The 26,608-nt window shown below is 66.4% G+C and carries 25 protein-coding genes and 1 pseudogene; 15 read left to right on the forward strand and 11 right to left on the reverse strand.

Going from position 1 to position 26,608, the window contains the following annotated elements:
* Positions 1-34: 34 nt before the first annotated feature.
* Genes yidD through rpmH form a run of 3 tightly spaced genes read right to left on the reverse strand, consistent with a single transcriptional unit; the run spans position 35 to position 787 of the window.
* Complete coding sequence (gene yidD, locus ACZ42P_RS09370; protein ID WP_464897292.1) at positions 35-280, reverse strand: membrane protein insertion efficiency factor YidD; 246 nt, start codon at positions 278-280, stop codon at positions 35-37.
* Positions 256-693 (reverse strand): ribonuclease P protein component, encoded by a 438-nt coding sequence (rnpA, locus tag ACZ42P_RS09375; protein ID WP_464897293.1) that lies wholly within the window; start codon positions 691-693, stop codon positions 256-258. Before rnpA ends, yidD begins: the two co-directional genes overlap by 25 nt.
* Positions 653-787 carry a 50S ribosomal protein L34 gene (rpmH, locus tag ACZ42P_RS09380; RefSeq protein WP_347307630.1) on the reverse strand — a complete coding sequence of 45 codons (135 nt, stop codon included), beginning with the start codon at positions 785-787 and terminating at the stop codon, positions 653-655. The genes rnpA and rpmH overlap by 41 nt, the downstream gene beginning before the upstream one ends.
* Before the next feature lie 213 nt (positions 788-1,000).
* On the opposite strand from rpmH, the gene dnaA reads away from it, so the two are divergent.
* The 3 genes from dnaA (at position 1,001) to gyrB (ending at position 6,179) form a co-directional block, all read left to right on the forward strand.
* Positions 1,001-2,326, forward strand: a complete 1,326-nt coding sequence (gene dnaA, locus ACZ42P_RS09385) for a chromosomal replication initiator protein DnaA (RefSeq protein WP_464897294.1) — start codon at positions 1,001-1,003, stop codon at positions 2,324-2,326.
* 203 nt (positions 2,327-2,529) lie between these two features.
* A complete protein-coding gene (dnaN, locus tag ACZ42P_RS09390; protein ID WP_464897295.1) occupies positions 2,530-3,639 on the forward strand; it encodes a DNA polymerase III subunit beta in 1,110 nt (369 codons plus the stop codon).
* A gap of 38 nt (positions 3,640-3,677) precedes the next feature.
* Positions 3,678-6,179: a DNA topoisomerase (ATP-hydrolyzing) subunit B gene (gene gyrB / locus ACZ42P_RS09395; protein ID WP_464897296.1), complete on the forward strand. Its 2,502-nt coding sequence runs from the start codon at positions 3,678-3,680 to the stop codon at positions 6,177-6,179.
* Positions 6,180-6,219: 40 nt separating this feature from the next.
* Here gyrB and topA read toward each other — a convergent pair whose 3' ends face one another.
* The 4 genes from topA to ACZ42P_RS09415 form a co-directional block, all read right to left on the reverse strand.
* Entirely contained in the window at positions 6,220-8,517 is a 2,298-nt protein-coding gene (gene topA, locus ACZ42P_RS09400; protein ID WP_464897297.1) for a type I DNA topoisomerase, read from the reverse strand.
* Positions 8,518-8,592: 75 nt separating this feature from the next.
* Positions 8,593-9,048, reverse strand: coding sequence for a Smg family protein (locus ACZ42P_RS09405; RefSeq protein ID WP_464897298.1), 456 nt, complete (start codon positions 9,046-9,048; stop codon positions 8,593-8,595).
* 32 nt (positions 9,049-9,080) lie between these two features.
* Entirely contained in the window at positions 9,081-10,172 is a 1,092-nt protein-coding gene (dprA, locus tag ACZ42P_RS09410) for a DNA-processing protein DprA (RefSeq protein WP_464897299.1), read from the reverse strand.
* 22 nt (positions 10,173-10,194) lie between these two features.
* Complete coding sequence (locus tag ACZ42P_RS09415) at positions 10,195-11,373, reverse strand: LysM peptidoglycan-binding domain-containing protein (protein ID WP_464897300.1); 1,179 nt, start codon at positions 11,371-11,373, stop codon at positions 10,195-10,197.
* A gap of 126 nt (positions 11,374-11,499) precedes the next feature.
* Here ACZ42P_RS09415 and def point away from each other — a divergent pair, with 126 nt between their 5' ends.
* The 12 genes and pseudogenes from def to ACZ42P_RS09475 all read left to right on the forward strand — a co-directional run bounded on the left by def (position 11,500) and on the right by ACZ42P_RS09475 (position 23,654).
* Complete coding sequence (gene def, locus ACZ42P_RS09420) at positions 11,500-12,003, forward strand: peptide deformylase (RefSeq protein WP_464897301.1); 504 nt, start codon at positions 11,500-11,502, stop codon at positions 12,001-12,003.
* Positions 12,004-12,010: 7 nt separating this feature from the next.
* Positions 12,011-12,940: a methionyl-tRNA formyltransferase gene (fmt, locus tag ACZ42P_RS09425; RefSeq protein WP_464897302.1), complete on the forward strand. Its 930-nt coding sequence runs from the start codon at positions 12,011-12,013 to the stop codon at positions 12,938-12,940.
* A 112-nt stretch (positions 12,941-13,052) separates the two neighbouring features.
* Positions 13,053-13,907, forward strand: a complete 855-nt coding sequence (gene htpX, locus ACZ42P_RS09430) for a zinc metalloprotease HtpX (protein WP_464897303.1) — start codon at positions 13,053-13,055, stop codon at positions 13,905-13,907.
* Entirely contained in the window at positions 13,894-15,171 is a 1,278-nt protein-coding gene (gene rsmB / locus ACZ42P_RS09435) for a 16S rRNA (cytosine(967)-C(5))-methyltransferase RsmB (RefSeq protein WP_464897304.1), read from the forward strand. Before htpX ends, rsmB begins: the two co-directional genes overlap by 14 nt.
* Entirely contained in the window at positions 15,128-15,727 is a 600-nt protein-coding gene (locus ACZ42P_RS09440; RefSeq protein WP_464897305.1) for a DUF4390 domain-containing protein, read from the forward strand. Before rsmB ends, ACZ42P_RS09440 begins: the two co-directional genes overlap by 44 nt.
* Positions 15,728-15,730: 3 nt before the next feature.
* Positions 15,731-17,869: a sensor histidine kinase gene (locus ACZ42P_RS09445; RefSeq protein ID WP_464897306.1), complete on the forward strand. Its 2,139-nt coding sequence runs from the start codon at positions 15,731-15,733 to the stop codon at positions 17,867-17,869.
* A gap of 7 nt (positions 17,870-17,876) precedes the next feature.
* Positions 17,877-18,629, forward strand: a pseudogene (locus ACZ42P_RS09450) (response regulator); the annotation flags it as partial.
* Between the two features lie 48 nt (positions 18,630-18,677).
* Positions 18,678-19,127 carry an AAA-type ATPase lid domain-containing protein gene (locus tag ACZ42P_RS09455; protein ID WP_464899394.1) on the forward strand — a complete coding sequence of 150 codons (450 nt, stop codon included), beginning with the start codon at positions 18,678-18,680 and terminating at the stop codon, positions 19,125-19,127.
* 88 nt (positions 19,128-19,215) lie between these two features.
* On the forward strand, positions 19,216-19,842 hold the full coding sequence (locus ACZ42P_RS09460) for a Rieske 2Fe-2S domain-containing protein (protein WP_464897307.1): 627 nt from the start codon (positions 19,216-19,218) through the stop codon (positions 19,840-19,842).
* 117 nt (positions 19,843-19,959) lie between these two features.
* Entirely contained in the window at positions 19,960-20,865 is a 906-nt protein-coding gene (locus ACZ42P_RS09465) for a phosphoribulokinase (RefSeq protein WP_464897308.1), read from the forward strand.
* Positions 20,866-21,118: 253 nt separating this feature from the next.
* The gene (locus ACZ42P_RS09470; RefSeq protein WP_464897309.1) at positions 21,119-21,505 is read left to right on the forward strand and encodes a DUF2784 domain-containing protein; all 387 of its coding nucleotides are present in this window, start codon (positions 21,119-21,121) and stop codon (positions 21,503-21,505) included.
* Positions 21,506-21,527: 22 nt separating this feature from the next.
* Positions 21,528-23,654, forward strand: a complete 2,127-nt coding sequence (locus ACZ42P_RS09475; RefSeq protein WP_464897310.1) for a UvrD-helicase domain-containing protein — start codon at positions 21,528-21,530, stop codon at positions 23,652-23,654.
* A gap of 57 nt (positions 23,655-23,711) precedes the next feature.
* On the opposite strand, the gene ACZ42P_RS09480 is transcribed toward ACZ42P_RS09475, so the two are convergent.
* The 4 genes from ACZ42P_RS09480 to ACZ42P_RS09495 form a co-directional block, all read right to left on the reverse strand.
* Positions 23,712-24,518, reverse strand: a complete 807-nt coding sequence (locus tag ACZ42P_RS09480) for a BPSS1780 family membrane protein (RefSeq protein WP_464897311.1) — start codon at positions 24,516-24,518, stop codon at positions 23,712-23,714.
* Positions 24,515-25,468, reverse strand: coding sequence for a homoserine kinase (locus ACZ42P_RS09485; RefSeq protein ID WP_464897312.1), 954 nt, complete (start codon positions 25,466-25,468; stop codon positions 24,515-24,517). The genes ACZ42P_RS09480 and ACZ42P_RS09485 overlap by 4 nt, the downstream gene beginning before the upstream one ends.
* Before the next feature lie 6 nt (positions 25,469-25,474).
* Positions 25,475-25,816 (reverse strand): DUF2782 domain-containing protein, encoded by a 342-nt coding sequence (locus ACZ42P_RS09490; protein ID WP_464897313.1) that lies wholly within the window; start codon positions 25,814-25,816, stop codon positions 25,475-25,477.
* A 69-nt stretch (positions 25,817-25,885) separates the two neighbouring features.
* Positions 25,886-26,608 carry an LOG family protein gene (locus ACZ42P_RS09495; RefSeq protein ID WP_464897314.1) on the reverse strand — a complete coding sequence of 241 codons (723 nt, stop codon included), beginning with the start codon at positions 26,606-26,608 and terminating at the stop codon, positions 25,886-25,888.

The raw sequence follows: 26,608 nt of genomic DNA on the forward strand, positions 1-26,608 counted from the left end.
GGGTCTCGGAAGAATCTCGAAGCAAGGGCCCCGTTCAGCTGCCCGACGTGACCGGGGGCTCACCGCGCGCCGGCGGCACCGGGTCGCTGCCGCCCGCCGCCCAGGGATGGCAGCGGCCGATACGGCGCAGGGCAAGCCACGCTCCCCGCAGCGCGCCATGCCGGCGAACCGCTTCGCAGGCATAGTCCGAACAGGTGGGGTGATAGCGGCAGTGGGCGCCAATGAAGGGGCTCACCAGGAGCTGATACCCGCGAATCAGGCCAAGGAGGAGTCGGGACATGGGCAGAGTTTAGCCAGAAGCTGGGACAGTTCTTGGCGCACGGTCTGGAAATCCTCGCGCCCGAAGCGGCGGGTGATGCGCACCACCAGGTCACAGCTCCCCAGCCCGGGCTGGGACAGCCGGAACACTTCCCGCACCACGCGCCGCATGTAGTTGCGGTCCACCGCGCGCGGGGCCACCCGGCGGGGCACCATCACCGCCAGACGGGGAAAACCCAGGTCGGTGGGCCTGACCTGGACCGTCACATAGGCGCCCGCGGAGCGCCGCCGAAAATCGAAAACGGACGAGATCTCGTCCGTTTTCCGCAAATGGCTGCGTTTGGGGAAGCGGTACCGGGCCTTCACCGATGGGGGCCGCGCACCGCCGGCGCCTTCAGACGGCGAGACGCTTCCGGCCCTTGGCGCGACGGGCATTGATGACGGCGCGGCCGCCTTTGGTCCGCATGCGCACCAGGAAACCATGGGTACGCTTGCGGCGGACGACGGAGGGCTGGTAGGTGCGTTTCATGTTGGCCTCTAACAGGGGTCGAAGATCGGAAACTGCGTATTTAACCGGGAAAAGCCTTTCTCTGTCAATGATTAAATCCTTGTCGGCGGCAGTTCGGCAGGCGTCGCCGCTGTGGATAACTTCGTCGGATGGGGTACAATGGGCGCTTCCTTCCCCGCCCGTCCCCTGGGCTGCGTCCTTCCCCAGCACAGACCTTAAAGAGGCATGAACCGGATGGATGGCTTTTGGCAGCGCTGTCTCGACCGCTTCAGCAAAGAGCTGACGCCCCAGCAGTTCAACACCTGGATCAAGCCCCTCCAGGCCGAAGGGGGCGAGGCAGGCGTGCGTCTGCTGGCGCCCAACCGCTTCGTGCAGCAGTGGGTGAAGGACAAATTCCTGGGGCGCATCCAGGAATGGGCGGAGACCGAACTGGGGCGTCCGGTGAACATCGAGGTCGTGCTGGGCCAGGCCGAGGCCCGGGCCCCGGCCTTTGCCCCTGAGAACAAGTCCTTCTCGCCCCCCAAGCCGGGGCGGGAAGGGCATTCCGGACTCAATCCCGCCTTCACTTTTGCCAACTTCGTCACGGGCAAGGCCAACCAGCTCGCCCGGGCGGCGGCCCTGCAGGTGGCGGAAAACCCGGGGTCAGCCTACAACCCCCTGTTCGTGTACGGTGGCGTGGGGCTGGGCAAGACCCATCTGATCCAGGCCATCGGGAACCTGGTGCTGGAACACAACCGCCATGCCAAGATCAGCTATATCCACGCGGAACGCTACGTGTCCGACGTGGTGCGCGCCTATCAGCACAAGTCCTTCAACGACTTCAAGCGCTATTACCATTCCCTGGACCTGCTGCTGATCGACGACATCCAGTTTTTTGCCGGCAAGAGCCGCACCCAGGAGGAATTCTTCTACGCCTTCAACGCCCTGATCGAGGCACACAAGCAGGTGATCATCACCTGCGACACCTATCCCAAGGAGATGCAGGGCATCGAGGACCGCCTGGTGTCCCGCTTCGGCTGGGGACTCACGGTGGCGATCGAACCACCGGAACTGGAGATGCGGGTGGCCATCCTCCTCAAGAAGGCGGAAGGGGAGAAGGTCGCCCTGGGCGAGGACGTGGCCTTCTTCATTGCCAAACAGATCCAGTCGAACGTGCGGGAACTGGAAGGGGCGCTCAAGCGGGTGGTCGCTTACTCGCGCTTCACCGGCCACCCCATCACGGTGGATCTGGCGAAGGAGGCCCTCAAGGACCTGCTCGCGGTGCAGACCCGCCAGATTTCCATCGAAAACATCCAGAAGACCGTGGCCGACTACTACAAGATCAAGGTGGCGGAGATGTACTCGAAAAAGCGCTCGCGGGTGGTGGCGCGTCCGCGGCAGATCGCCATGGCCCTGGCCAAGGAACTCACCCAGCTCAGCCTGCCGGATATCGGCGATGCCTTCGGCGGTCGCGATCACACCACGGTGCTACACGCCTGCCGGCGCATCGAGGAGCTGCGCAGCCAGGATCCAACCCTAAACCGGGATTTCGCCCTGCTGATGCAGACGCTCCGGGGGTGATGCAGCCGGGATGGACTGGGGACGTTTTGTGGACAAGTCGTCCCCCGGGGAGGCGGACAGAAAGCATCCACAAAACCATTCCTTGGCCATCCCCAGTGCCATGCACAGGCCATCTGAAGCTAAGTTATTGTAAGGTTGTAATTTTTTGAGTTTTCCACATATCCTGCAGGCTTATTAGACTTACCATCAGGAAAGAAACAACAATGCTATTGACTCAGACCGACAGGGAAACGCTGCTCAAGGGCCTTTCTGCCGTCACGGGCATTGTCGAGCGGAAACACACCCTGCCCATCCTGTCCAACGTGTTGCTGGAAGGGCAAGACGGGCGGCTGGGGTTCCTGGCCACCGATCTGGAGATCCAGGTCCATGCCGAGACGGCGCCGGTGGAGGTCCAGCAGCCTTTTCAGACCACCTGTTCGGCGCGCAAGCTGCAGGACATCCTGCGTGCCCTGCCGGAGGGGACCCAGGTCAGCCTGGACCTGCAGGATTCGCGGCTCCTCCTCAGGGCCGGCAAGAGCCGGTTCACCCTGCAGACCCTGCCGGCCGAGGACTTCCCCCGTTTCCCCGCCGGGGACGGGAGCGAGCGGGAAATCCGCCTGACCCAGAAGACGTTGCGCCAGGCCATCCATCTGGTGCAGTTCGCCATGGCCCAGGCAGACATCCGCTACTACCTCAATGGCATGCTGCTGGTGGTGGGGAATGGGGAGCTGCGGGTGGTGGCCACCGACGGGCATCGCCTGAGCCTGTGCCGACGGGAGGTGGAGCAGGCCTCGGGAGAACCCCAGGAAATCATCGTTCCCCGCAAGACGGTGCTGGAGTTGCAGCGCCTGTTGTCCGATGCCGACGAAGAGGTGAGTATCCGGCTGGGCAAAAACCAGGTGCATTTCAGCTTTGGCAGCATACTGCTGGATTCCAAGGTGGTGGACGGCAAGTTCCCGGACTACACGAGGGTAATTCCCGTCGGCTACAGGAACCGCTTCCGGATCGACCGGTTTACCCTGCTGCAGGCGCTTCAGCGGGCCGCCATCCTGTCCAACGAAAAGGTGCGGGGGGTGCGGCTGGTCCTCACCAAGGACAGCCTGAAGGTCCTCTCCAACAATGCGGAGCAGGAGGAAGCGCAGGAAGAGCTGGATATTGAATATGCGGGGGATGCCCTGGATATTGGATTCAACGTGAGTTATCTGCTGGATGTGTTGAACCACCTGCAGAGCAGGGAAGTGGAGTGGGCGCTGGGCGATTCCTCCAGCAGTGCGCTGCTGACCGTCCCCGATGACCCGGGCTTCCAGTATGTGGTGATGCCCATGCGTATTTGACATGTTTCACGTGAAACAAGGACCCTTTGGAAACCCCCATGAGTGATTTGAACGTCAGGAAGTCCGGCCGGGAGTGGTGTGTCTTTTCCGGCGAGGAGAAAGTGGCCTGCTTCAAAACCGAGCAGGAAGCCAACCAGCACAAGGCCGACCTCGAGGCGCAGAGCTACGATTCCTCGGCGATCAAGGTGCTGCGGGGCCTGGAAGCCGTGCGCAAGCGTCCCGGCATGTACATTGGCGACACCGCCGACGGCACGGGCCTCCACCACATGGTGTTCGAGGTGGTGGACAATGCCATCGACGAAGCCCTGGCGGGCTATTGCAATGAAATCCGCGTGACCATCCACACGGACAACTCCATCAGCGTCACCGACAACGGGCGCGGCATCCCCACCGACATTCATCCCGAGGAAGGGCGGTCGGCGGCGGAGGTGATCATGACGGTGCTCCACGCCGGCGGCAAGTTCGACTCCAATTCCTACAAGGTGTCCGGCGGCCTGCACGGGGTGGGCGTTTCCGTGGTCAATGCCCTGTCCGAATGGCTGAAGCTCACCATCCGCCGGGACGGCAAGGTGCATTTCATGGAATTCCGCCGTGGTGAGCCGGTGGCACCCCTGCGGGTGATCGGCGAAACCAGGCAGCGGGGTACCGAAGTCCATTTCATGGCCGACAAGGAAATCTTCGGCCCCATCGAATACCACTACGACATTCTCGCGCGCCGGCTGCGGGAACTGTCCTTCCTCAACAACGGGGTGGCCATCACCCTGGTGGACCAGCGCACCGGCAAGGAGGAAAACTTCGCCTTTTCCGGTGGCGTGAAGGGTTTCGTGGAGTACATGAACCGAGCCAAGACCGTGCTCCACCCCAACATCTTCTACGCCAGCGGCGAAAAGGACGGCATCACCGTGGAAGTCGCCATGCAGTGGAACGACTCCTACCAGGAAAACGTCCTATGTTTCACCAACAACATTCCCCAGCGGGACGGCGGCACCCACCTCACCGGCCTGCGCGCGGCCCTCACCCGCACCCTGAACAACTACATCCAAGGCGGCGATCTGGCCAAGAAGGCCAAGGTGGAAACCACCGGCGATGACATGCGGGAAGGCCTCACCTGCGTGCTGTCCGTCAAGGTGCCCAATCCCAAGTTCTCCAGCCAGACCAAGGACAAGCTGGTTTCCTCCGAGGTGCGCCCGGTGGTCGAGGAAATCGTCGCGGCCAAGCTGGGGGAATTCCTCGCGGAACATCCCACGGATGCCAAGGCCATCGCCTCCAAGATCATCGAGGCGGCGCGCGCCCGGGAGGCCGCGCGCAAGGCCCGGGAGATGACCCGTCGCAAGGGGGTCTTGGATTCCATGGGACTGCCCGGCAAGCTGGCAGACTGCCAGGAAAGGGACCCGGCCCAGTCCGAGCTTTACATCGTGGAGGGCGATTCCGCCGGCGGCTCCGCCAAGCAGGGACGTGACCGAAGGTTTCAGGCGATCCTGCCCCTCAAGGGCAAGATCCTCAACGTGGAGCGGGCGCGTTTCGACAAGCTCCTTTCCTCGGCCGAGATCGCCGCCCTGATCACCGCCCTGGGCACCGGCATCGGCAAGGACGAGTATTCTCCGGACAAGGCCCGTTATCACCGCATCATCATCATGACCGATGCGGACGTGGACGGCTCCCACATCCGCACGCTGCTCCTCACCTTCTTTTACCGCCAGATGCCGGAGCTGATCGAACGGGGCTACGTCTACATTGCCCAGCCGCCCTTGTACCGGGTCAAGCACGGCAAGCAGGAGCGCTACCTCAAGGACGACCATGAACTGAAGCAGTACCTGCTCGAACTCGCGCTCCACGAGACGGTGCTCACCCCCGCAGCCGGAGCGCAGCCCCTCACGGGCGAGGCCCTGGAAGGGCTGGCGAAGTCCTATCTCCTGTCCGAGGCGGTCATCGAGCGTTTGTCCAAAGTCATAGATAAATCAACGCTTTACGCACTGCTCAAGGCGCCCGCCCTGGATCTTTCCGATCTGGCTGCGGCGCAACGCTCGGCTGCCGCCCTGGCCGGCGTGCTCAACGATCCGGCAGTGACTCTGCGCGCCGAATACAACGAGGCCACCGAGAGCTGCCGCATCGTCATCACCCGGACCTATCACGGCAACCTGCAGGTCTCCGCGCTGGACCGGGACTTCGTGGAGAGTGGCGACTACGCCCAGCTGCGTGCCACGGCCGACCTCCTGCAAGGTCTCCTGGGCCCGGGGGCCAGCATCCGCCGGGGCGACAAGGAAATCGCCATCACCGATTTCAAGCAGGCCCTGGACTGGCTCATGGAAGACGTGCAGCGCAACCTGCAGATCCAGCGCTACAAAGGCCTGGGGGAGATGAATCCGGAGCAGCTGTGGGAGACCACCATGAATCCCGCGGTGCGCCGTCTCCTCAAGGTCCAGATCGAGGACGCCATCGCGGCGGACGACATTTTCACCACCCTCATGGGGGAAGCCGTGGAACCCCGGCGCGCCTTCATCGAAACCAACGCCCTGGTGGCGCGCAACATCGACGTCTAGGCTTCCCAGCCAAAAGGCCGCGGCGACGCGGCCTTTTTCATTACCCCTTGTCCGGGGGCGTCACCACCTCGCTGTAGCCGCATTCCTTGCGTGGGCAGACCTTTTCGGTTCCGCGCCGCTTGGTGGTCTTCAGGGTCAGGATGGGCCAGCCGCACTGGGGACAGGGCTCGGCCAGGGGGGGATTCCAAACGGCGTACTTGCACGCCGGGTAGGTGCTGCAGGAATAGAACAGCTTGCCGTACCGGCTCTTGCGCTCGATGAGGCTGCCCTTGCCGCATTCCGGGCAGGCAATGCCCGTGTCCCGGGGCTTTTCCAGGGGCTCGATGTAACGGCACTTGGGGTAGGCTGCGCAGCCGATGAACTTGCCGTAGGGTCCGGACTTGATCACCAGCCCGCTGCCGCATTTGGGACAGTGGCGTCCCTCCAGCATTTCCGCGGGGGCCGCAGCCGCCTGCTCGGCGGCGGTTTCATTGGCATTGCGGGTGTAGTCGCAATCGGGATAGCCGGTGCAGCCGATGAAGCGGCCCCGCTTGCCCAGGCGCAGCGTCAGGGGCTTGCCGCACTTGGGGCAGGCCTCGTCGAGCTGTTCGGTGGTGACGTCCTTGCGGGCGATGGCCTGCTTTTCCGCGAGCTGGCGCGAGAAGTCCTGCCAGAAGCGCTCCAGAACCGGGATCCAGTCCTCCTTGCCGGTGGAAATGTCATCCAGCTGGTCCTCCAGGCGCGCCGTGAAATCGTAGTCCACGTAACGCGTGAAGTGTTCCGTCAGGAACTTGTTCACCACCCGGCCCACGTCCGTGGGCACGAAGCGTTTCTTGTCCAGCACCACGTACTCGCGCTTGAGCAGGGTGGAGATGATGCTGGCGTAGGTGGACGGGCGCCCGATGCCGTACTCCTCCAGGGCCTTGACCAGGCTCGCCTCCGAATAGCGGGGCGGTGGCTGGGTGAAGTGCTGCTCCCCGAACAGCTCGTCCACGGGAATGGCTTCCCCTTCCTCGAGGGACGGCAGCCGGGTTTCTCCTTCTTCCTCTTCCGGGGCCTCGTCCTCTCCCTCGAGGTACACGGCGATGAAACCGGGGAAGGTCATGGTCTGGCCGCTGGCGCGGAACAGGTTGCCCGCGCCCAGCTCGATGTCCAGGCTGACGGTGTCGAATTTGGCCGGGCTCATCTGCGAAGCGAGTGCCCGCTTCCAGATCATCTCGTAGAGCTTAGCCTGTTCCGCGGTGAGGTATTTGCGCATCTCCTGCGGCGTGCGCGCAATGGAAGTGGGGCGGATGGCCTCGTGGGCCTCCTGGGCGTTTTTCGACTTGTTTTTGTAGGTCACCGGCTGTTTGGGCAGATAGCCCGGCTCGAACTGCCTGGCGATATAGGCCCGGATGTCCTCCACCGCCTCCTGGGCCAGGTTCACCGAGTCGGTGCGCATGTAGGTGATCAGGCCCACCGCGCCGCCGCCGATGTCCACGCCCTCGTAGAGCTGCTGGGCGATGCGCATGGTCTTTTCCGCGGAGAACCCCAGCTTGCGCACCGCCTCCTGCTGCAGGGTGGAGGTGGTGAAGGGGGGCGCCGGCGCCCGGGTCTTCTTGCGTCGCTCCACGGCGCGCACGATGGCTTCCTCACCGGCGGCGCGCAGCTTGGCGAGCACGCCGTCGGCTGTGGCGGCATCGCTCAGGTCGAACTGCTCGAGCTTGCGTCCCTCGAACTGGAACAGCCTGGCGCCGAAGCTCTGGCGCCCCTTGTGGGAGCGCAGATGGATGCTCCAGTACTCGCGGCTGACGAAGGCCTCGATTTCCTGCTCCCGCTCCACGATGAGGCGCAGGGCGGGGCTTTGCACCCGGCCTGCCGACAGCCCGCGGCGCACCTTGCGCCACAGCAGGGGCGAGAGATTGAAACCCACGAGATAGTCCAGGGCACGCCGGGCCTGCTGGGCGTTCACCAGGGGCATGGAAATGTCCCGGGGATGGGTGATGGCCTCCTTCACCGCGTTCTGGGTGATCTCGTAGAACACCACCCGTTTCAGGGGCTTGTCCTTGAGCAGCTTTTTCTCCCGCAGGATCTCCGCAATATGCCAGGCAATGGCTTCGCCCTCCCGGTCCGGGTCGGTGGCCACCAGGATTTCGTCCGCCTGCCTGACCGCCTTGGCCAGGGTTTCCACATGCTTGGCGTTGCGCTCGATGAGCTGATACTTCATCGCGAAGCCGTGCTCCGGATCCACTGCCCCGCTCTTGGGAACCAGATCCCGCACGTGCCCGTAGGAGGCCACCACGTCGAAGCCGTTGCCGAGGTACTTCTTGAGGGTCTTCGCCTTGGAGGGCGATTCGACGATGAGCAGACGCTGGGACATGACGGAGGGAACCGGGAGAAGTCGGGCGCCGGATATTAAGGGCTCACAGCCCGGGCTGGCAAGCCGAACGGGGGGTCAGTGCAGGCGGCCGCCGGTTTGGCCGGTGAGGAAATCTTCCATGAAGACGTAATCCCGTCCCCGGCTCCAGAGCACCATGAGCACGATCCATTTCAGCTGCTCGGCGGTGACGTGGGGCTCGTTCAGGGCTAGGGCACGGTCGATCACGCACTCCCGCTCCAGGGGCGTGAGGACCCCCGAGGCTTCCAGGAAGGCGATCAGCCCCTGGCTTTCGGTATCCAGCCGCAGTTGCTCCGGCGCGGCATAGCAGCGCAGGGCGTCGCTTCCGGCCAGGCTTTCGGCATAGCCTTCGGCCTCGCTCAGGGTCGCCAGTCCCCTGAACCAGTCGAAGGCCTGGGAGATTTCCGCATCCCCGAAGCCGGCGGCCGACAGTTCCCGCGCAAGCCTGCTTTGATCGGGCTCGAGCTCGACTTCGAAGTAGTTTTCGAAGAGGTAGACGAGGATGTCGAACACGGGCGCTTCCCGATCAATGGTAGGAAGGGAACTCAATGGATTGCCTGATACAGGCCACCGGGAAGCGCGGCCACGCGGCCCGCCAGCTCCAGTTCCAGCAGGATGGAGGAAAGCCTTTCGGGCGTCAACCCTGTGCGCGTGACCAGACTGTCCAGGCCGAGGGGGGCGTGGCCGAGGGCGCGCAGACACGCCTCGGCCTCCCGGGACAGGGGCGTCTCCCCGGCTGGGGCGGGGTCGGGCGCGCGCGCCCGCCAGCCCAGTTCGTCCAGGATGTCCTGGGCGCTTTCCACCAGTTTCGCGCCCTCTTTGATCAGGCGGTGACACCCCTTGCTCAGGGGCGAATGGATGGAGCCGGGCAAGGCAAACACCTCGCGCCCCTGTTCCGCCGCGAGGCGGGCCGTGATCAGGGAACCACTCTTCAGGGCGGCTTCCACCACCAGCACCCCGCGGGCGAGTCCGCTGATGAGGCGGTTGCGGCGGGGAAAGTTCTGGGCCCGGGCAGGTGTTCCCAGGCAGAATTCCGACACCAGGAGTCCGTCCTCGGCCAGGCGGTGGGCCAGGCTACGGTTGGCGGCGGGATAGACGATGTCCAGTCCCGTGCCCACCACGGCGATGCTGCCGCCGCCCCCGGCCAGCCCCCCTTCGTGGGCGGCGGCATCCACCCCCAGGGCCAGGCCGCTCACGATGCAGAATCCCGCCCGGGACAGGGCCTCGGCAAAGGCCTGGGCATCGCGGCATCCCTGCGCCGTGGCGTGGCGGCTGCCGACGATGGCGAAGCCCGGGCGCGCAAGCAGGGCCGGGTCGCCCTTCAGGTAGAGAAGCGGTGGCGGATCCGGGATCTCCAACAGGCTCCGGGGATAGGCGGCATCCGCCAGGGTGAGGATCTGGTTGGCCGGATCCTCCAGCCAGCGGGCCGTGGCCTCCAGGATGGCCGGGTCGAACCGGCGCGCGGCGATGGCCTGGGCGAGTTCCGGCTCCACCACCTTGGCCAGGGCCGGGGGCGCCGTGGCCAGGATGCGGTCGGGGGTTCCGAAAGCGGCGAGCAGCCGGCGGAAACGCTCCTGGGACAGGCCGGGAATGAGGGAGAGGCCGACCCAGTCCAGGCGTTCGTCGGCGACGCTCATCGGCTCGAGCGGGACGACGGCCTCAGGGGTTGGTGACCACGTCTCCCTGATGGACCGCAGACGCCGCCTGCATCACCAACGCGTAGGCCACCCGGTCGAAGGTGCGGAACACCAGGAGCAGACCGTAGCGCTCCTCCGGCAGGGTGACCGTCGCCTTGTCGGCATCCTCCGGCGGGCAGGGGCCCCAGGCCTGGGCGCGGTCATAGAACTGGTCGAAACTGATCTTTGCGTCTTTCTTCAGGCACTCGGTCTGGTGCCAGTTGCGCAGGGGCCGGGGCTCCTTGGCCTTGTTCTCTGCCACGGGCACGGTCATCCCGTGGCGGTAGATGGCCAGCACCTGGCCCCTTTCCAGACCGTCCCGGCTGCCCCGGTTGAGGGCGACGATGGCCTTGGGCCCGGCTTCCGCCACGCCCGAATACACCGAGACGATGCGTCCCCGGACGGGCCGGTCCGGGGCGTGGGGCACGAAGTTGCTGAGCTCGCCTTCGCTCACGCGCACCAGGCGGTCGCCCCGGTTGATCTCGGCCACCGCGCGCAGAATCTCGATCGTGGAGGTCTCGCCAAAACGCTTCACCCGGGCTTCGCCCAGATAGACCGCCTCATAGCCCAGGATCTCCTGGGTGTCGGGGTCCACCAGGGCTCGGCCGGGCCGGAACACCTGCCACTGCTGGGGATCGCCCGGCTTGAGCCCGGTCACATAGGCCCGGTTGCCGGCACCGATGACCACCCGGTTCTCCTCGGAGGCGACGATCTCGGGCGCACCGGCCAGACCATCCTTCTCGATCACCAGCGGCTGGGACAGGAAGGGCCCGATGTCCGCCGGAGAGATCACGGGAATGGGCGGTGTGTCCGGATGGGGTTCGATGCGTGCGGAAGGCGTAAGGACCACCGTCTCGCGGCCCGTGTATTTCTGGTTCTTCACCAGGCGCAGGCGGGCCTTGCCGTCGGCCAGGCGCTCCAGCACCACCACATCGCCGGGATAGATGCGGTGGGGATTGCGGATCTGGTCGCGGTTGAGCTGCCAGATCTCCGGCCAGCGCCAGGGCTGGTCCAAAAACTTGCCGGCGATGCCCCACAGGGTATCGCCCTTGACCACCACGTAGCGCTCGGGCGCGCCGTCCTTGACCTGCGCCTCCTGCGCGCGGGCGCCCGGGGAAACAAAACTGCCGATGACGAGCAACGTTATAATGGCTTTGCGCATGGGCACCCTCGATCGACGTGCAATGGCGGGGAACTCCAGCCAAAACGTGCGGCCTTATGCAATCCGGATGCTGGAGTTTGGTTTAAATTCTGCATATAAAAGCTTCACTGGGCAAGCGTTTTTTCGATGGCGATATTAAAAATCCTACATTACCCGGATGAACGTCTGCACACGGTGGCCAAACCCGTGGCGGTGGTGGACGACCGCATCCGCAGGCTGGTGGACGACATGGCCGAAACCATGTATGCCGCGCCCGGCATCGGCCTGGCCGCCACCCAGGTGGACGTACACGAACGGGTGATCGTCATCGACGTCTCGGAAACCCGCGACCAACTGCTGGTGCTCATCAATCCGGAGCTTTTGCGCGTGGAAGGGCAGGCCGAACACGAGGAAGGCTGTCTGTCCGTACCCGGCATCTACGACCGCGTGACCCGGGCGGCGCGCATCACGGTGCGCGCCCTGGACCGCAACGGCCAGCCCTTCACCCTCGACGCCGAGGGTCTGCTTGCGGTGTGCATCCAGCATGAGATGGATCATCTCCAGGGCAAGGTGTTCGTCGAGTATCTGTCCCGCCTGAAACAGAACCGCATCAAGCAAAAGCTCAGGAAACGCCAGCGCGAGACCATGTGAGGCGGCCATGCAGCTCGTGTTTGCGGGCACGCCGGAATTTGCGGCCGCCGCGCTGAAATCCTTAATCGCTGCCGGGCACGACATCGCCCTGGTGCTCACCCAGCCGGACCGCCCGGCGGGCCGCGGTCTCAAGCCAAAACCCAGCCCCGTCAAGGCCCTGGCGCTGGAACACGGCCTTGCCCTGGCCCAGCCGGCGAGCCTGCGGGAGGCCGCGCTGCAGGAAACCTTACGCAAGATTCATCCGGAAGTGATGGTGGTGGCCGCCTACGGGCTGATCCTGCCCCGGGCGGTGCTGGACATTCCAACCCGGGGTTGCCTCAACATCCATGCGTCCCTTTTGCCGCGCTGGCGCGGCGCGGCTCCCATCCAGCGCGCCCTGCTCGCGGGGGATGCCGAGACGGGCATCACCATCATGCAGATGGACGAGGGGCTGGACACCGGGCCCATGCTGCTCCGGAAGCCCTGTGCCATCGAGCCCGAGGATACTGCCCAGACGCTCCACGACCGGCTGGCCGCCCTGGGTGCCGAGGCCATCGTGGAAGCCCTGGACCGGCTCGACAGCCTGGTGCCGGTGCCCCAGGACGAAGGGCTTGCCACCTACGCGCCCAAGCTCACCAAGGAGGAGGCCCTGATCGACTGGAACCAGTCCGCCGAGACCATTGCCCGGGCGGTGCGTGCCTACAATCCCTTTCCCGTGGCCTACACCTGGCTCGACGGCGAGCGCCTGCGCATCTGGTTTGCCCGTGCCGAGGCGGGCGAGGCGCCGCCCGGGCGGGTGGTCGCCGTCGGTCGGGAAGGCGTGCAGGTGGGCACGGGGGCAGGCCTGTTGCGCATCACCGAGCTGCAGCGGGAAGGCGGCCGGCGGCTCAGCGCGGAGGCATTCGCCGCGAGCCGGCTGCTGCGGCCGGGCCAGCAGCTTGGCCGTGCGCCCAGCTGAGGCGCCCCCGGCACCGGTGCCCCCGCGCCCAACAAGCCCGCCGGGGCCGCCCGGTTGAAATTGTTCCGACCCTGCTGCATCTAAGGACGCGGAAGCTTTTTTGGAGAGAAAAATGTTTGGCAACTGGATCAAGACGGCCCTGCTCATGGCGGCCATCGTCGCCCTGTTCGGCGCCATGGGACTTGCGCTGGGCGGGGCCACCGGCATGCTGCTGGGTCTCGCCTTCGCGGCCGCGACCAATTTCTGGGCCTACTGGAATTCGGACCGGCTGGTGCTGCGCATGTACCACGCGCAGGAGGTGGACGCCGCCAGTGCCCCCGGGCTCTACGGCATCGTCGCCGAGCTGGCAAACCGGGCGGGCCTGCCCATGCCCCGCGTCTATATCATCGACGAGGACCAGCCCAATGCCTTCGCCACCGGACGGGATCCGGAGCATGCCGCCGTGGCCGCCACCACCGGCATCCTGCGTCTGCTCACGCCCCGGGAGCTGCGGGGCGTGCTGGCCCATGAGCTCGCCCACATCCGGCATCGCGACACCCTGATCTCCACACTGTCGGCCAGCATTGCCGGCGCCATTTCCACCCTGGCCCAATTCGGCATGCTGTTTGGTGGCCGTGGCGACGAGCGTGAAGGCGTGCATCCCGCGGTGGCGCTGTTGGTCATGATCGTGGCTCCCATCGCCGCCCTCGTCATCCAGATGGCGATTTCCCGCACCCGGGAGTTCGAGGCCGACCGGGGCGGTGCGGAAATCTCGGGCGATCCCGAAGCCCTCGCCGCCGCCCTGCAGAAGATCCACGCCTATGCCCACCAGCTGCCCATGCCCACGGCGGAGGCGCATCCGGAGACCGCCCAGATGATGATCGTCAATCCCCTCACGGGCGGCGGCCTCATGAGCCTGTTTTCCACCCACCCGCCCGTGGAGGCTCGCGTGGCGCGGCTGTTGGCGCTGGCACGTGGCGTGGCCTGAGCCCCAGGCCCTGGCGGCACAGGCAGTGGCCGCGGTGGCGGCCGGGCGCAGTCTGAGCCAGGCGCTGCCGCAGGCGTTGCAGGGTGAACTGCCGCCGCGCCTGCGGGCGGCGGCCCAGGACCTGAGCTATGGCACCCTGCGCCATTACGCGCGCCTGGAAGCCCATCTCAAGGCTCTTGCGCCGCGTCCCGTGACGGATGATCTGGTGCGCGCCCTGGTCCTGGTGGGGCTGTATCAGCTGTTCGCGGCGCGCGCACCCGAGCACGCCGTGGTGCATCAGACCGTGGAAGCCGCGCGCCGCCTGGACAAGCCCTGGGCGGCAGCCTTCGTCAACGGCGTGCTGCGCAACTACCTGCGCCGGCGGAACGAGCTGGAGGCGCAGGCGGAACGGCGTGACACCACCCGCTTCAGCTACCCCCGCTGGTGGATCGACCGGCTGCGCCGGCAATACCCCCAGCAGTACCGCGCCCTCCTCGAGGTGGGGCTGGGCCATCCCCCCATGACCCTGCGTGTGAATCTGCGCCGGATCGGCCGCGACGCCTACCGGGAATTTCTGCGTGAAGCGGGCATTGCCAGTCAGCCGGTGGGCCCCGCGGGGCTGCGTCTTGCCCTGCCGGTGCCGGTGGAAGCGCTGCCGGGCTTCGCCGAGGGACTGGTCTCGGTGCAGGATGCAGGGGCCCAGCGCGCCGCCGAGTGGCTGGATCTCGCGCCGGGGCAGCGGGTGCTGGATGCCTGTGCCGCCCCCGGTGGCAAGACCGCGCACATCCTGGAGACGGCTGATGTGGACCTCACCGCGCTGGACCGGGACGCCCGGCGTCTGGCGCGGGTGCAGGAAAACCTGGACCGGCTGGGCCTGCAGGCGGACGTGCGCGCGGGCGATGCCGCGCAGCCGGAGGCGTGGTGGGATGGCCGTCCCTTCCAGCGCATCCTGGCGGATGTGCCCTGTTCCGCCTCGGGCGTGGTGCGGCGCCATCCGGACAGCAAATGGCTGCGCCGGGACAGCGACATTCCCGCCCTGGCCGCGGAACAGGGACGTATCCTGGATGCGCTGTGGCGCCTGCTTGCCCCGGGTGGTAAATTGCTGTACGTCACCTGTTCCCTGTTCGCCGAGGAAAATCAGGCCGTTGTCCAGGCCTTTCTGGCGCGGCAGTCCAGCGCCCGTCTGCTGCCCCTGCCGGAGCATCCGGAAGGCTGCGTCCAACTCCTGCCAGACTCCAACCATGACGGCTTCTTCTATGCCCTGCTCGGCAAGCCCGCGGCCTGAGCGTCGGCTGCGTGCCCTGGCTGGGGTGATCCTCGCCGGCTGCCTGGCCTGGCTGTCTGCCGCCTGGGCGGCAGACGGGGCCACCATCAAGTCCGCGGAGCTCATTCCCGGCGAGGAGTGGTATTACCTCTACGCCGACATCGACGTGAACTTCCCCAAGGCGCTGGAGGAGGCCCTCAACAAAGGCGTGAGCCTCAACTTCATGCTGGAGTTCGAGCTCACCCGGCCGCGCTGGTACTGGCTCGACGAGACCGTGGCCAGTGTGCGCCAGAACCTGCGCCTGAGTTATCACGCGCTCACCCGCCAATACCAGTTCTCCAGCAATCAGGGCAACCGTTCCTATGCCAGCCTGGCGGAAGCGAAGGAGGAACTCCGGCACATCACCGAATGGAAGGTGCTCGACCGCAGCCAGCTCAGGAAGGGCGTCACCTATCAGGGGGCGTTGCGCCTGCGTCTGGACGTGAACCAGCTGCCCAAGCCGCTGCAGGTGGAGGCCCTGAGCTCCCGGGACTGGAGCTTCAACTCGGACTGGTACCGCTTCACCGTGACGCCCTGAGCCATGCGCTACGTGGTCGGCTTTTCCATCACCCTGGGCACGGTGCTGCTCTACCTGCTGTGGCGGGCGAGCAGCAACACCGCGCTGTTCGCCGAGCACTACACCCTGCTCATCGTGCTCAACGCGGTGGTAGCCAGCCTGCTTTTGGCGCTGATCGGTTACGAAATCTGGCTGGTGCGCCGGCGCATCCGCGCCCAGCAGTTCGGCGCGCGGCTCACCAAGCGCCTGATCCTGGTGTTCGCCCTCATGGCCATCGTGCCGGGCACGGTGATCTATGGGGTGTCGGTGCAGTTCCTCACCCGGTCCATCGAGTCCTGGTTCGACGTGCGTGTGGACAACGCCTTGGAAGGTGGCCTCAACCTGGGGCGCAGTGCCCTCGATGCCCAGCTCGCCGAGCTCACCCGCAAGGCGGAGGCCATGGCCCTGGCGCTGGCGGACGAGCCCGCCAGCGGCCACATCACCACGCTGAACCGTCTGCGGGAACAGGCGGGTGTGGCGGAAGCCACCCTGTTCTCGGCGCGCGGGTCGGTGATTGCCTATTCCAGCGCCGATGCGCGTGCCTTGAGTCCCGAGCTGCCGGGCGCCGCCATCCTGCGCCAGGTGCGCCAGCAGCAGCCCTACCGGGGCCTGGAGGTGCTGGGCGAGCGGGGCCTGTATCTGCGGGCGGTGGTGCCGGTGAACGTGCTGTCCCTGGCCGAGGACATCCGCATCCTGCAGCTGATGCAACCCGTGCCGGAGAAGCTGGCCCGCGATGCCGAGGCGGTGCAGGCGGTCTATCGCGACTACCAGGAACTTTCCTTCTCGCGCCGCAGCCTGTCGCGCCTGTTCACCCTCTCCCTCACCATGACCCTGCTGCTCGCCCTGCTCTCGGCGGTGGCGGCCGCCTTTGTCGTGTCCCAGCGTCTGAGCGCACCCCTGGGGCTGCTGGCGGAAGGCACGCGCGCGGTGGGCAAGGGTGATTTCACGCCGGTACAGCCCGTCAAGGCGCGCGACGAGCTGGGGATGCTCATCAATTCCTTCAACGCCATGACACGCCAGCTGGCGGAGACCCGGGCCCAGGTGGAATCCAAGCAGCGCCAGCTGGAGGCGGCCAAGGGTTATCTCGAAACCATCCTGGCGCACCTCTCCAGTGGTGTGCTGGCCTTCGACGAACGCTTCCATCTGCGCACGGCGAATCCCACCGCGGCCCAGATCCTGGCGGTGGATTTCGATGCGCTGCGTGGCCTCAGGGCCTTCGCCTGGGGCGAGCGGGCAGCGCGCCTGGCGCCCTTCTCCGAGGCCCTCGCCCGACATTTCCGTGACGCGGGGGACCGGGACTGGCAGGAACAGATCGAACTTGCGCGGGAAACCGGCAGCCAGGTGCTGCTTTTGCGCGGCACGCGCCTGCCGGCGGAAGCCGAGGGCGGCTACGTGGTGGTGTTCGACGACATCACCCACCTGATCCAGGCGCAACGCGCCGCCGCCTGGGGCGAAGTGGCGCGGCGCCTGGCCCACGAGATCAAGAACCCCTTGACGCCCATCCAGCTTTCCGCGGAGCGGCTGGAGCACAAGCTGGCCCCCAAGCTGGAGCCGACCGATGCCGCCATGCTGGCGCGTGCCACCCAGACCATCGTCAACCAGGTGGCGGCGCTCAAGAGCATGGTCAACGACTTCAGCGAATATGCCCGCGCGCCCGCGCTCGAGGCGCGGCCGCTGGATCTCAACGCCCTGGTGGGCGAGGTGCTCACGCTCTACGAGCATTCGGAGGTGCCCGTGACCACCGAGTTTGGTGCGGGACTAGCCGTCGAGGGGGATGCCAAGCTGCTGCGCCAGGTGATCCACAACCTGCTGCGCAATGCCCAGGATGCCCTGGCCCAGTCGGCCGACGGACGCATCACGGTGCGCACCGAAGTGAGCGGCAGCTGGGCTCAACTCAAGGTCATGGACAACGGCCCGGGCTTCCCCCAGGAGATCCTGGCGCGGGCCTTCGAGCCCTATGTGACCACCAAGGCGCGGGGCACGGGACTGGGGCTTGCCATCGTCAAGAAGATCGTGGACGAACACCACGGCGAGGTGGAGATCCGCAATCTGGAGCCCCAGGGGGCCTGCGTCTGTGTGCGTCTGCCCCTGACACGCCCCCAGGCCAGCGAACAGGCGGCATAATCACCCCATGAGCAACATTCTCGTAGTGGACGACGAAGCGGGTATCCGCGAGTTGCTGCAGGAAATCCTGCATGACGAGGGCCACCAGGTGTGGCTCGCCGAAAGTGCCCAGCAGGCGCGCAGCCTGCGCGACGCCAACCAGCCGGATCTCGTGCTGCTGGACATCTGGATGCCGGACACCGACGGCATCACGCTGCTCAAGGAGTGGTCAGCCAACGGCCAGCTCACCATGCCGGTGGTGATGATGTCGGGCCATGGCACCATCGATACCGCGGTGGAGGCGACCCGCATCGGGGCCTACGATTTCCTGGAAAAACCCATCGCCCTGCAGAAACTCCTGCACACGGTGAACCGGGCCCTCAAGCGCGCCGAAGTCCTGGCGCGTCCCCGGGAAGGGCTGGCCGCCCTGGGTGGCGGCCCCGTGGTCGCGGCCCTGCGCGAGCGACTGGCGCAGGTGGCTTTGCGGCGCGAGCCCGTGCTCCTGCTGGGCGAGCCGGGCTGCGGTTTCGAGCATTGCGCGCGCGTGCTGCACACACCGGGCACGCCATGGCTGGCACCGGAGGACACCGCCTGGCTGCTGGACAATCCCCTGGACACCCTGCAGCAGGCCAGGGGCGGGCTCCTGTACCTGCATGACGTGGGCCGTCTCAACCGGCTGGAACAGAAGGGCCTGGCGCTGCTCCTGCCCAAGCTGGCGCGCAGCGAGACCCGCCTGGTGACCAGCGCCACCCCGGCCCTCAGGCGGCTCGCGGAGAGCGGCGCGTTCGATGCCGACCTCTACCATGCCCTGTCCGCGATCACCGTTCCGGTGCCGGCCCTGCGCAGCCATCGCGAGGACGTGCCGGACATCGCCCGCGCCCTGCTGGAGCGGCTGGTGGAAGCGCGCAGCGTACCCCTGCGCCGCTTCAGCACGGCCGCCCTCAACGCCCTGCGCCAGCACGACTGGCCGGGCAATCTGCACGAGCTGGAAAACGTGGTGCGCAGTGCGGCCCTGGCCGCGCTGGGAGACGAAATCGGCCTGGAGGAAGTCACCCCGCTGCTGCAAGCGCCGGCAGCCGCGCCGCCGGGCCCGCCCCTCGACCTGGACCAGCCCCTGCGCGAGGCGCGCGATGCCTTCGAAAAGCTTTACTTCGAGTACCACATCGCCAAGGCCGGCGGCAACATGAGCCGCGTGGCCGAGGCGGTGGGCCTGGAGCGCACCCACCTCTACCGCAAACTCAAGCAGCTGGACGTGCGCGTCACCCGCCGGAACGACTGAAAAACCCTGAATCTGGCAGGGCCGGCAGCGCCGGGCCGATAATGCTGCCGGCCTGTCTTTACCCAACGCACTCGAGAAAGGAACCTGAATGAGCGACGCTCTCAACTACCTGGTCGCCGCCCGCGGCGATGCCCTCGGTCACTACTTCAAGTTTCTCAAGGACGCGGGCAAACACCTGGACCCGAAGACGCGGGATCTCATTTCCGTGATCACCAAGGTGCATGCCCAGACCGAGGCGGGCTTCAAGCAGTATCTCACACGCGCGCTGCGTGACGGCGTGAAGCCCATCGAGGTGATCGACGCGCTGATCATGGCTTTTCCCGCCCTGGGCCTGGCCAAGATCGTGTGGGCGGCGGAAATCATCCTCGCCATGGACATGCCGGAATTCCGCCCGGAGAATCTCACCCGGGAGGCGGCCTGGCACGACGTGGGGCCGGTGGAGGGCTTCAAAGACGGCGAGACCGCGCGTGTGCCCTGCGACACCCGCGAGCTGTTCGTCTATCGCCAGGGGCAGGAATTCCGGGTCTATGACAGCCGCTGTCCCCACCAGGTGACCAACATCCCCCATCTCGCCCTGGAAGGCACCACCCTCACCTGCCCGAAACACCACTGGAAGTTCGACATCACCACCGGCGAATGCATCGCAGTGGGCAACCAGCCCCTGCGGCGCTTCGAGACCAAGGTCGAGAACGGCCGGCTGCTCGCCTATTGGTGAGGCCCGGAACCGCGGCTGCTGCCTGCGTGCCGGCCGGTCCCGGTAGTGACACCGGCGCCGGCTGGCCCCTATAATCGGTGGTTTCGCAAGGCATTTTCGTCCATCCAGGGAGTCATCATGTCCGTCAAGCACCCCGTCGTTGCGGTCACGGGTTCCTCGGGCGCCGGCACCACCACGGTGAAGCGCGCCTTCGAGCACATCTTCCGCCGCGAGAACATCACCGCTGCCATCATCGAGGGCGACAGCCTGCACAGCCTGGACCGCAAGGCCTTCAAGGAAGCCGTGGCCAAGGCGGAGAAGGAAGGCCGGCGTCCGCCCAGCCACTTCGGGCCGGAGGCCAACCACTTCGACCTGATCGAGAAGACCTTCAAGGAATACGGCGAGAAGGGCACCTGCATGCGCCGGTTCTACATCCACAGCGAGGAGGAAGGCAAGCCGTGGGGACAGGAGCCCGGCACCTTCACGCCGTGGGAGCGCATCGGCAAGGGCACGGATCTGCTGTTCTACGAGGGCCTGCACGGCGGCGTGGTCACCGACAAGGTGAATGCCGCCCAGTACGTGGACCTGCTGGTGGGGGTGGTGCCCATCGTCAATCTGGAGTGGATCCAGAAAATCCATCGCGATGCAGCCGAGCGCGGCTATGCGCCGGACGTCATCGTGGACACCATCCTGCGCCGCATGCACGACTACGTGCACTACATCACGCCGCAGTTCTCCCGCACCCACATCAACTTCCAGCGGGTCCCCACGGTGGACACCTCCAACCCCTTCATCGCCCGCGACATTCCCACGCCGGACGAGAGCTTCGTGGTGATCCGCTTCCGGCGCGAGATCGCCCAGACGGTGGATTTCCCCTACCTGCTCAACATGATCCCCCATTCCTTCATGTCGCGCCCCAATACCATCGTGGTGCCCGGCGGCAAGATGGGTTTCGCCATGGAGCTGATCCTCACGCCCATGATCCACGAGCTCATCGCCCGCAAGAAGAAAGCCACGGCCCGCAAGACCACCGCGCGCAAATAGGGTCTCGTCCGCCGGCCAAGCCAAGGCCGCCATGGGCGGCCTTTTTCGTCGCCGGGTGCCGCCTCACCCCGCACAGGGTGCCGGGAAGCGCCTGCCGGATGCACTATTCGCGGACGGTCCATCCCTTGCGCCGGCGCAGGCGGCAGCGGCTCGTCCCACCGCTGCCGCTGCCCGCGCCCGGGGGCAGCGGCCCGCCCAACGCGGGGTGGCCATGCTGCCGTCAACGGTGCGGTGGAAGGACTATAGTTCTTCCATGGTTTACCGCGTGCTCGCGGACGTGGTCCTTGCGGCCCATCTGGGTTTCATCCTGTGGGTGGGGCTGGGCGGCTTTGTCCTGCGGCGCCGGCCGCGGCTTGCCTGGCTGCATCTTCCCGCGGTCGTGTGGGGCGCGGCGATCGAATTCACCAACGGCGTTTGTCCCCTCACGCCCCTGGAAAACAGCCTGCGCCGCGCAGCGGGTCAGGCCGGCTACGGGGGTGGCTTCATCGAACACTATCTCGTGGCACTCATCTATCCGGAGGCCCTGACGCCCGCGTTGCAATGGCTGCTGGGCGGACTGGTGCTTGCCATCAACGTGCCCCTCTACATCTGGCTGTGCGCGAGGCTGTGGCGCGGGCGCAGGCCGCGTCGCTGCGTATAATGAAGCTTTGCGCCGATTCGCCGTGACGCCAGCCTTTCTCGCCAACCTCAATCCGGAGCAGCTCGCCGCCGTCACCCTCCCCCACGAGTCCGCCCTCATTCTCGCGGGCGCCGGCTCCGGCAAGACGCGGGTGCTCACCACGCGCATCGCCTGGCTGATCCAGACCGGCCAGGCGAGCCCCGGGCACGTGCTCGCCGTGACCTTCACCAACAAGGCGGCCCGGGAAATGCTCACGCGCATCGCTGCCATGCTGCCCATCAACACGCGGGGCATGTGGGTGGGCACCTTCCACGGCCTCGCCAACCGCCTGCTGCGCGCCCATCACCGGGAGGCGGGTCTGCCCCAGCTGTTCCAGATCCTGGATGCCCAGGACCAGCTCGCCGCCATCAAGCGCCTGCTGAGGGCACACAACGTGGACGACGAGAAATATCCGCCCCGGCAGGTGCAGTACTTCATCAACGACGCCAAGGAGCAGGGGCTGCGCGCGGCGCAGGTGGATGCGCCGGATGAGGCCAGCCGGGTCTATCGTGACCTCTACCAGGCCTACGAGGAGCAGTGCCAGCGGGAGGGGGTGGTGGATTTCGCGGAGCTTTTGCTGCGCTCCTTTGAGCTTTTGACACACAACGAGCCCCTGCGCGCCCATTACCAGGCCCGCTTCCGCTACATCCTGGTGGACGAGTTCCAGGACACCAGCCGTTTCCAGTACGAGTGGCTCAAGCTGTTGGCGGGGCAGGACAACGCCGTGTTCGCGGTGGGCGACGACGATCAGTCCATCTATGCCTTCCGGGGCGCCCATGCCGGCAACATGCAGGATTTCCTGCGGGACTTCCGTGTGCGGCAGATCATCAAGCTGGAGCAGAACTACCGGTCCCAGGGCAACATCCTGGATGCGGCCAATGCCCTGATCGCCCACAACGCCGGCCGCCTCGGCAAGAACCTGTGGACCGCCCAGGGAGCGGGTGAACCGATCCGGGTGTTCGCCGCGGCCACGGACCAGGAGGAAGCCCAGTTCGTGGTGGAGGAAGTGCGCGCGCTGCGCGACGAGGGACTGCCCCTGTCCGAGATCGCCCTTTTGTACCGTTCCAATGCCCAGTCACGGGTGCTGGAACACGCCCTGTTCTCCGCCGGGCTGCCCTATCGTGTCTATGGGGGCCTGCGTTTCTTCGAGCGCCAGGAAGTGAAGCATGCCCTGGCCTACCTGCGTCTGATGGCCAACCCGGAGGATGACAACGCTCTTTTGCGGGTGATCAATTTCCCCGCGCGCGGCATCGGCGCGCGCACCATCGAGCAAATCCAGGAAGCCGCGCGGGAACAGGGCATCTCCCTGTGGGCGGCGGCCTGCCGCCGCGGCGGCAGGGACAGCACGCGGGGCGTGCCGGCCTTCGTGCTGCTGATCGAGGCCCTGCGCCGGGACACGGCCGGCATGAGCCTTGCGGAGAAGGTGGAACACATGCTCCACGCCAGCGGCCTGCTGGCCCACTACCGTGCCAGCCGCAGCGAGCTAGACCGGGTGGAAAACCTGGAGGAACTCATCCCCGCCGCAGCGGCCTTCGAGGCGGAGTACGGCGCCGAGCCCGAGGGCGACCTGCCCGACGTGCTCACGGCCTTCCTCGCCCACGCCGCGCTGGAGGCCGGGGAGCACCAGGCTGCGAGCGGTCAGGATGCGCTCCAGCTCATGACCGTGCACGCGGCCAAGGGCCTGGAATTCGACGCCGTGTTCATCACTGGGCTGGAGGAAGGCCTGTTCCCCCATGAGAACAGCCTGTTCGAGCACGCGGGGCTGGAGGAGGAACGGCGCCTGATGTACGTGGCCATCACCCGCGCCCGCCGGCGGCTCTACCTCAGTCATGCGGAAACCCGCATGCTCCATGGCCAGGTGCGCTATGGGATTCCCTCCCGCTTCCTGGACGAGATCCCGCGCCATCTGCTCGCCCCGGTGGGCGGCGCGGCTCTTCCCCCGGCGCCGGCGGTGCCGGCAGCGCCCGACCATGGCTGGCGGGTGGGCCAGAGTGTGGTGCACGCCAAGTTCGGCGTGGGTGTGATCGTGGACTGCGAAGGCCGTGGGGCCGATGCGCGGGTGCAGGTGAATTTCCGCGAAGGGGGCCTCAAGTGGCTGGCGCTGGAATACGCCAAACTGAGCCCGGCCTGAAGCCTTCCCGTAAGCGGCGCTGCCGGTCCCGCCCTGCGCCGGGGTGCCGACCGCCCCTCAATGCCCTGCGTTCTGCGGCGCTGTCTCGAATACGTCCACGTAGGATGCATACATGGACGCCAGGACCACTGCCGCGAAGGCACAGAACAGCGGGAACGCGAGGAACAGCCCGAAGATTTGCGCGACCGCCGGCCCGGCGATGCGCAGCGTGAGCCCGACCACGCCCTGCAGCATCAGGGAAGCGAGGGCGTCCAGCAGGAAGAGCAGCACGCCATAGACCAGAAACGGCCAGACGTTGCGCAGGCTGGCCGCCAGGGACAGGCGCAGCGCCGCCCCGGCGGAAAGCCCTTGGAACAGCACCAGCGCCGGCGCAAACCAGTTGGCCATGGCCAGGGGCAAAAGCAGCGCCAGCATGAGCAGGCTGGGCAGGGTGAGCCGGGTGAGGGCTTCCTTGAGCACCGCTTCATCCGGCTGGGGGCTTCCCATGAGTTCCAGCAGGCGCGTCATTTCCTCGCGCCAGCCCAGGGAGAAAATGAGCATGGCCACCAATACCGCGAGCAGGTTCACGCCGCCCACGGCGATCAGGGAGCGCGCGGCCGTACGCAGACCCGCCGTCAGGTGGGAGAAGCCCAGCGGCTCGCCGGCTGCCGCCGCCCGTCCCGCTGCCATGAAGCCGGCGGCAAGCCCGGGGGTGAGCAGGAACACGGCCAACAGCCCCAGGATCGGCAGGGTGCCCAGCAGCAGGGTTCCGAGGAAGCTCATCCCCACCAGGGCCAGCCACGGCCAGGGCTGCGCCAGGAACAGTGCCACGCCGGCGCGCAGCCAGCCGTAGCCATACAGGGGATTGCAGCGGCGGATGTTCATGGCACCCAATGCCCGCGCAGTTCGGCTTCGTGCTGGATATGACTTTCCAGCACGCGCTGGAAGTGCCGGGGATCCTTGGCGTGGGTGACTTCGCCGGCACGGGGGAAATGCAGGTCAAAGAGGCGCGACAGCCAGAAGCGCAGCGCCGCGGCACGCAGCATCACCGGCCAGGCCCCCTTCTCGATGGCGGTGAGGGGCCGGCGCCCGTGATAGCTCTTCAGCATGGCGGAGACGCGGGCGCCATCCAGGGTGTAGTCGTCCTTCAGGCACCAGTCATTGACCGTGATGGCCAGGTCATAGAGCCAGGCATCGTTGCAGGCGAAATAGAAGTCGATCACCCCGGACAGGCGCGGGCCCACGAACAGCACGTTGTCGCGGAACAGGTCGGCGTGGATCACGCCCCGCGGCAGGTCCTCGAAGCGGTAGAGCGCCTGGAAGCGCAGTTCCTCCGTCAGCAAAGCCTGGGCCTGGGAATCGAGCTTTGCCATCACCGCCCGTGCCGTCTCCCGCCACCAGTGGGGCCCGCGGGGATTGGCGAGACTTGCGCCATAGCTTCTGCCCGCCAGATGCAGATCCGCCAGCACTTCCCCCACCTGGGCGCAGTGATCCGGGCCCGGCTGCATGTCCGGCGCGCCTTCCAGGCGGGTGACGATGCAGGCGGGCTTGCCCTTGAGGGGGTTGAGGTAGCGGTTGTCGAGGCTGGCGATGGGCTGGGGACAGGGAATGCCGTGGCTCGCCAGATGGGCCATGAGATGGATGTAATAGGGCAGGCTTTCTTCCGCCATGCGCTCGAACAGGGTCAGCACATAGCGGCCGTGGCTGGTGGTGACGAAATAATTGGTGTTCTCGATGCCGGCGGCGATGCCCTGGAACTCGATCAGCGTGCCCAGGGAATACTGGCCGAGCCACTCCCTGAGCTCCTCCGGAGTGACGGTGGTGTAGACGGACATGGGAATTCAGAACTGGTGGATCACCCAGCGCGGCACGCGCGTGCCCGAGTCGAGGTTGTCCATGCGGATGAAGCTGCCGTCGCCCTTGTCGTCCACCAGGTAATAGGGCTTGCCGTATTTGGGCGTGATTTTCATCATGTAGAGCTTGCCGCCGATGCGGAATTCCTCCACCACGTCCTCGCCGCGCTGGCGGATGGTCACTTCGGGCTCCAGTTGGGGGTTGAGCTCATAGCCCGGCGGGGGCGGGGGCGGTTCCGGCACCGGCTGCAGGTTGGGAGGCAGCGGCGCGCGCTCCTGGGCGAAGGCGGCACTGGCGAAACAGAACAGGAGCGGCAGGGCACGGCGCATGGAATGTCCTCGCAGGGGGAGCATGAGCGGGCATTATACCGTGGGCGCTGCCGGCCTTCCCGGCGCCCATCACAGGTGCAGCTGGATCTCCCGCTCGGCGGCCGTGGGTTCGAAGCCGCGCAGCTCGTAATGCTTGAAGATCGCCTCCACCACCGCCTTTGGCTCGTCGATGAGCTGGATCAGGTCCACGTCTGCGGCATCGATCATGCCTTCCGTGACCAGGGTCTTGCGGAACCAGTCCACCACCGGCGCCCAGAAGGGGGAATGCACCAGGATGATGGGCATCTTGCGGGTTTTGCCGGTCTGCACCAGGGTGAGCGCCTCGAACAGTTCGTCCAGCGTGCCGAAGCCGCCAGGCATCACCACATAGGCCGAGGCGAAGCGCACGAACATCACCTTGCGCGCGAAGAAATGGCGGAAGGTCTGGGAAATGTCCTGGAAGGGATTGGAGTGCTGCTCGTGGGGCAACTGGATGTTGAGGCCGACGCTGGGCGAGCGGCCGAAATAGGCGCCCTTGTTGGCCGCCTCCATGATGCCGGGCCCGCCGCCGGAGATGACCGCGAAGCCGGCGTCGGAAAGCTGGCGCGCGATCTGTTCCGTGAGGAGATAGTAGGGATGATCCGGCGGGGTGCGCCCGCTGCCGAAGATGGACACCGCGGGGCGGATGGCGGCGAGACGTTCGGTGGCTTCCACGAACTCTGCCATAATCTCGAACACCCGCCAGGATTCCCGCGGCGAGAAGGCGCGCGCCTGAATGTCGGGATCCAGGATCTTCGGAAGTTTTTCTTTCAT

Source organism: Thiobacter subterraneus (assembly GCF_055379455.1).

Bases quoted from the DNA above. Each gene is read 5' to 3' on its own strand.
- ACZ42P_RS09460 (WP_464897307.1), top strand. From the start codon at position 19,216: ATGAGCGACGCTCTCAACTACCTGGTCGCCGCCCGCGGCGATGCCCTC.
- def (WP_464897301.1), top strand. From the start codon at position 11,500: ATGGCGATATTAAAAATCCTACATTACCCGGATGAACGTCTGCACACG.
- dnaN (WP_464897295.1), top strand. From the start codon at position 2,530: ATGCTATTGACTCAGACCGACAGGGAAACGCTGCTCAAGGGCCTTTCT.
- yidD (WP_464897292.1), bottom strand. From the start codon at position 280: ATGTCCCGACTCCTCCTTGGCCTGATTCGCGGGTATCAGCTCCTGGTG.
- ACZ42P_RS09490 (WP_464897313.1), bottom strand. From the start codon at position 25,816: ATGCGCCGTGCCCTGCCGCTCCTGTTCTGTTTCGCCAGTGCCGCCTTC.
- rnpA (WP_464897293.1), bottom strand. From the start codon at position 693: ATGCCCGTCGCGCCAAGGGCCGGAAGCGTCTCGCCGTCTGAAGGCGCC.
- topA (WP_464897297.1), bottom strand. From the start codon at position 8,517: ATGTCCCAGCGTCTGCTCATCGTCGAATCGCCCTCCAAGGCGAAGACC.
- ACZ42P_RS09465 (WP_464897308.1), top strand. From the start codon at position 19,960: ATGTCCGTCAAGCACCCCGTCGTTGCGGTCACGGGTTCCTCGGGCGCC.
- htpX (WP_464897303.1), top strand. From the start codon at position 13,053: ATGTTTGGCAACTGGATCAAGACGGCCCTGCTCATGGCGGCCATCGTC.
- ACZ42P_RS09485 (WP_464897312.1), bottom strand. From the start codon at position 25,468: ATGTCCGTCTACACCACCGTCACTCCGGAGGAGCTCAGGGAGTGGCTC.
- dprA (WP_464897299.1), bottom strand. From the start codon at position 10,172: ATGAGCGTCGCCGACGAACGCCTGGACTGGGTCGGCCTCTCCCTCATT.
- ACZ42P_RS09440 (WP_464897305.1), top strand. From the start codon at position 15,128: ATGACGGCTTCTTCTATGCCCTGCTCGGCAAGCCCGCGGCCTGAGCGT.
- ACZ42P_RS09470 (WP_464897309.1), top strand. From the start codon at position 21,119: ATGGTTTACCGCGTGCTCGCGGACGTGGTCCTTGCGGCCCATCTGGGT.
- gyrB (WP_464897296.1), top strand. From the start codon at position 3,678: ATGAGTGATTTGAACGTCAGGAAGTCCGGCCGGGAGTGGTGTGTCTTT.
- ACZ42P_RS09495 (WP_464897314.1), bottom strand. From the start codon at position 26,608: ATGAAAGAAAAACTTCCGAAGATCCTGGATCCCGACATTCAGGCGCGC.
- ACZ42P_RS09480 (WP_464897311.1), bottom strand. From the start codon at position 24,518: ATGAACATCCGCCGCTGCAATCCCCTGTATGGCTACGGCTGGCTGCGC.
- ACZ42P_RS09445 (WP_464897306.1), top strand. From the start codon at position 15,731: ATGCGCTACGTGGTCGGCTTTTCCATCACCCTGGGCACGGTGCTGCTC.
- ACZ42P_RS09415 (WP_464897300.1), bottom strand. From the start codon at position 11,373: ATGCGCAAAGCCATTATAACGTTGCTCGTCATCGGCAGTTTTGTTTCC.
- dnaA (WP_464897294.1), top strand. From the start codon at position 1,001: ATGGATGGCTTTTGGCAGCGCTGTCTCGACCGCTTCAGCAAAGAGCTG.
- fmt (WP_464897302.1), top strand. From the start codon at position 12,011: ATGCAGCTCGTGTTTGCGGGCACGCCGGAATTTGCGGCCGCCGCGCTG.
- rpmH (WP_347307630.1), bottom strand. From the start codon at position 787: ATGAAACGCACCTACCAGCCCTCCGTCGTCCGCCGCAAGCGTACCCAT.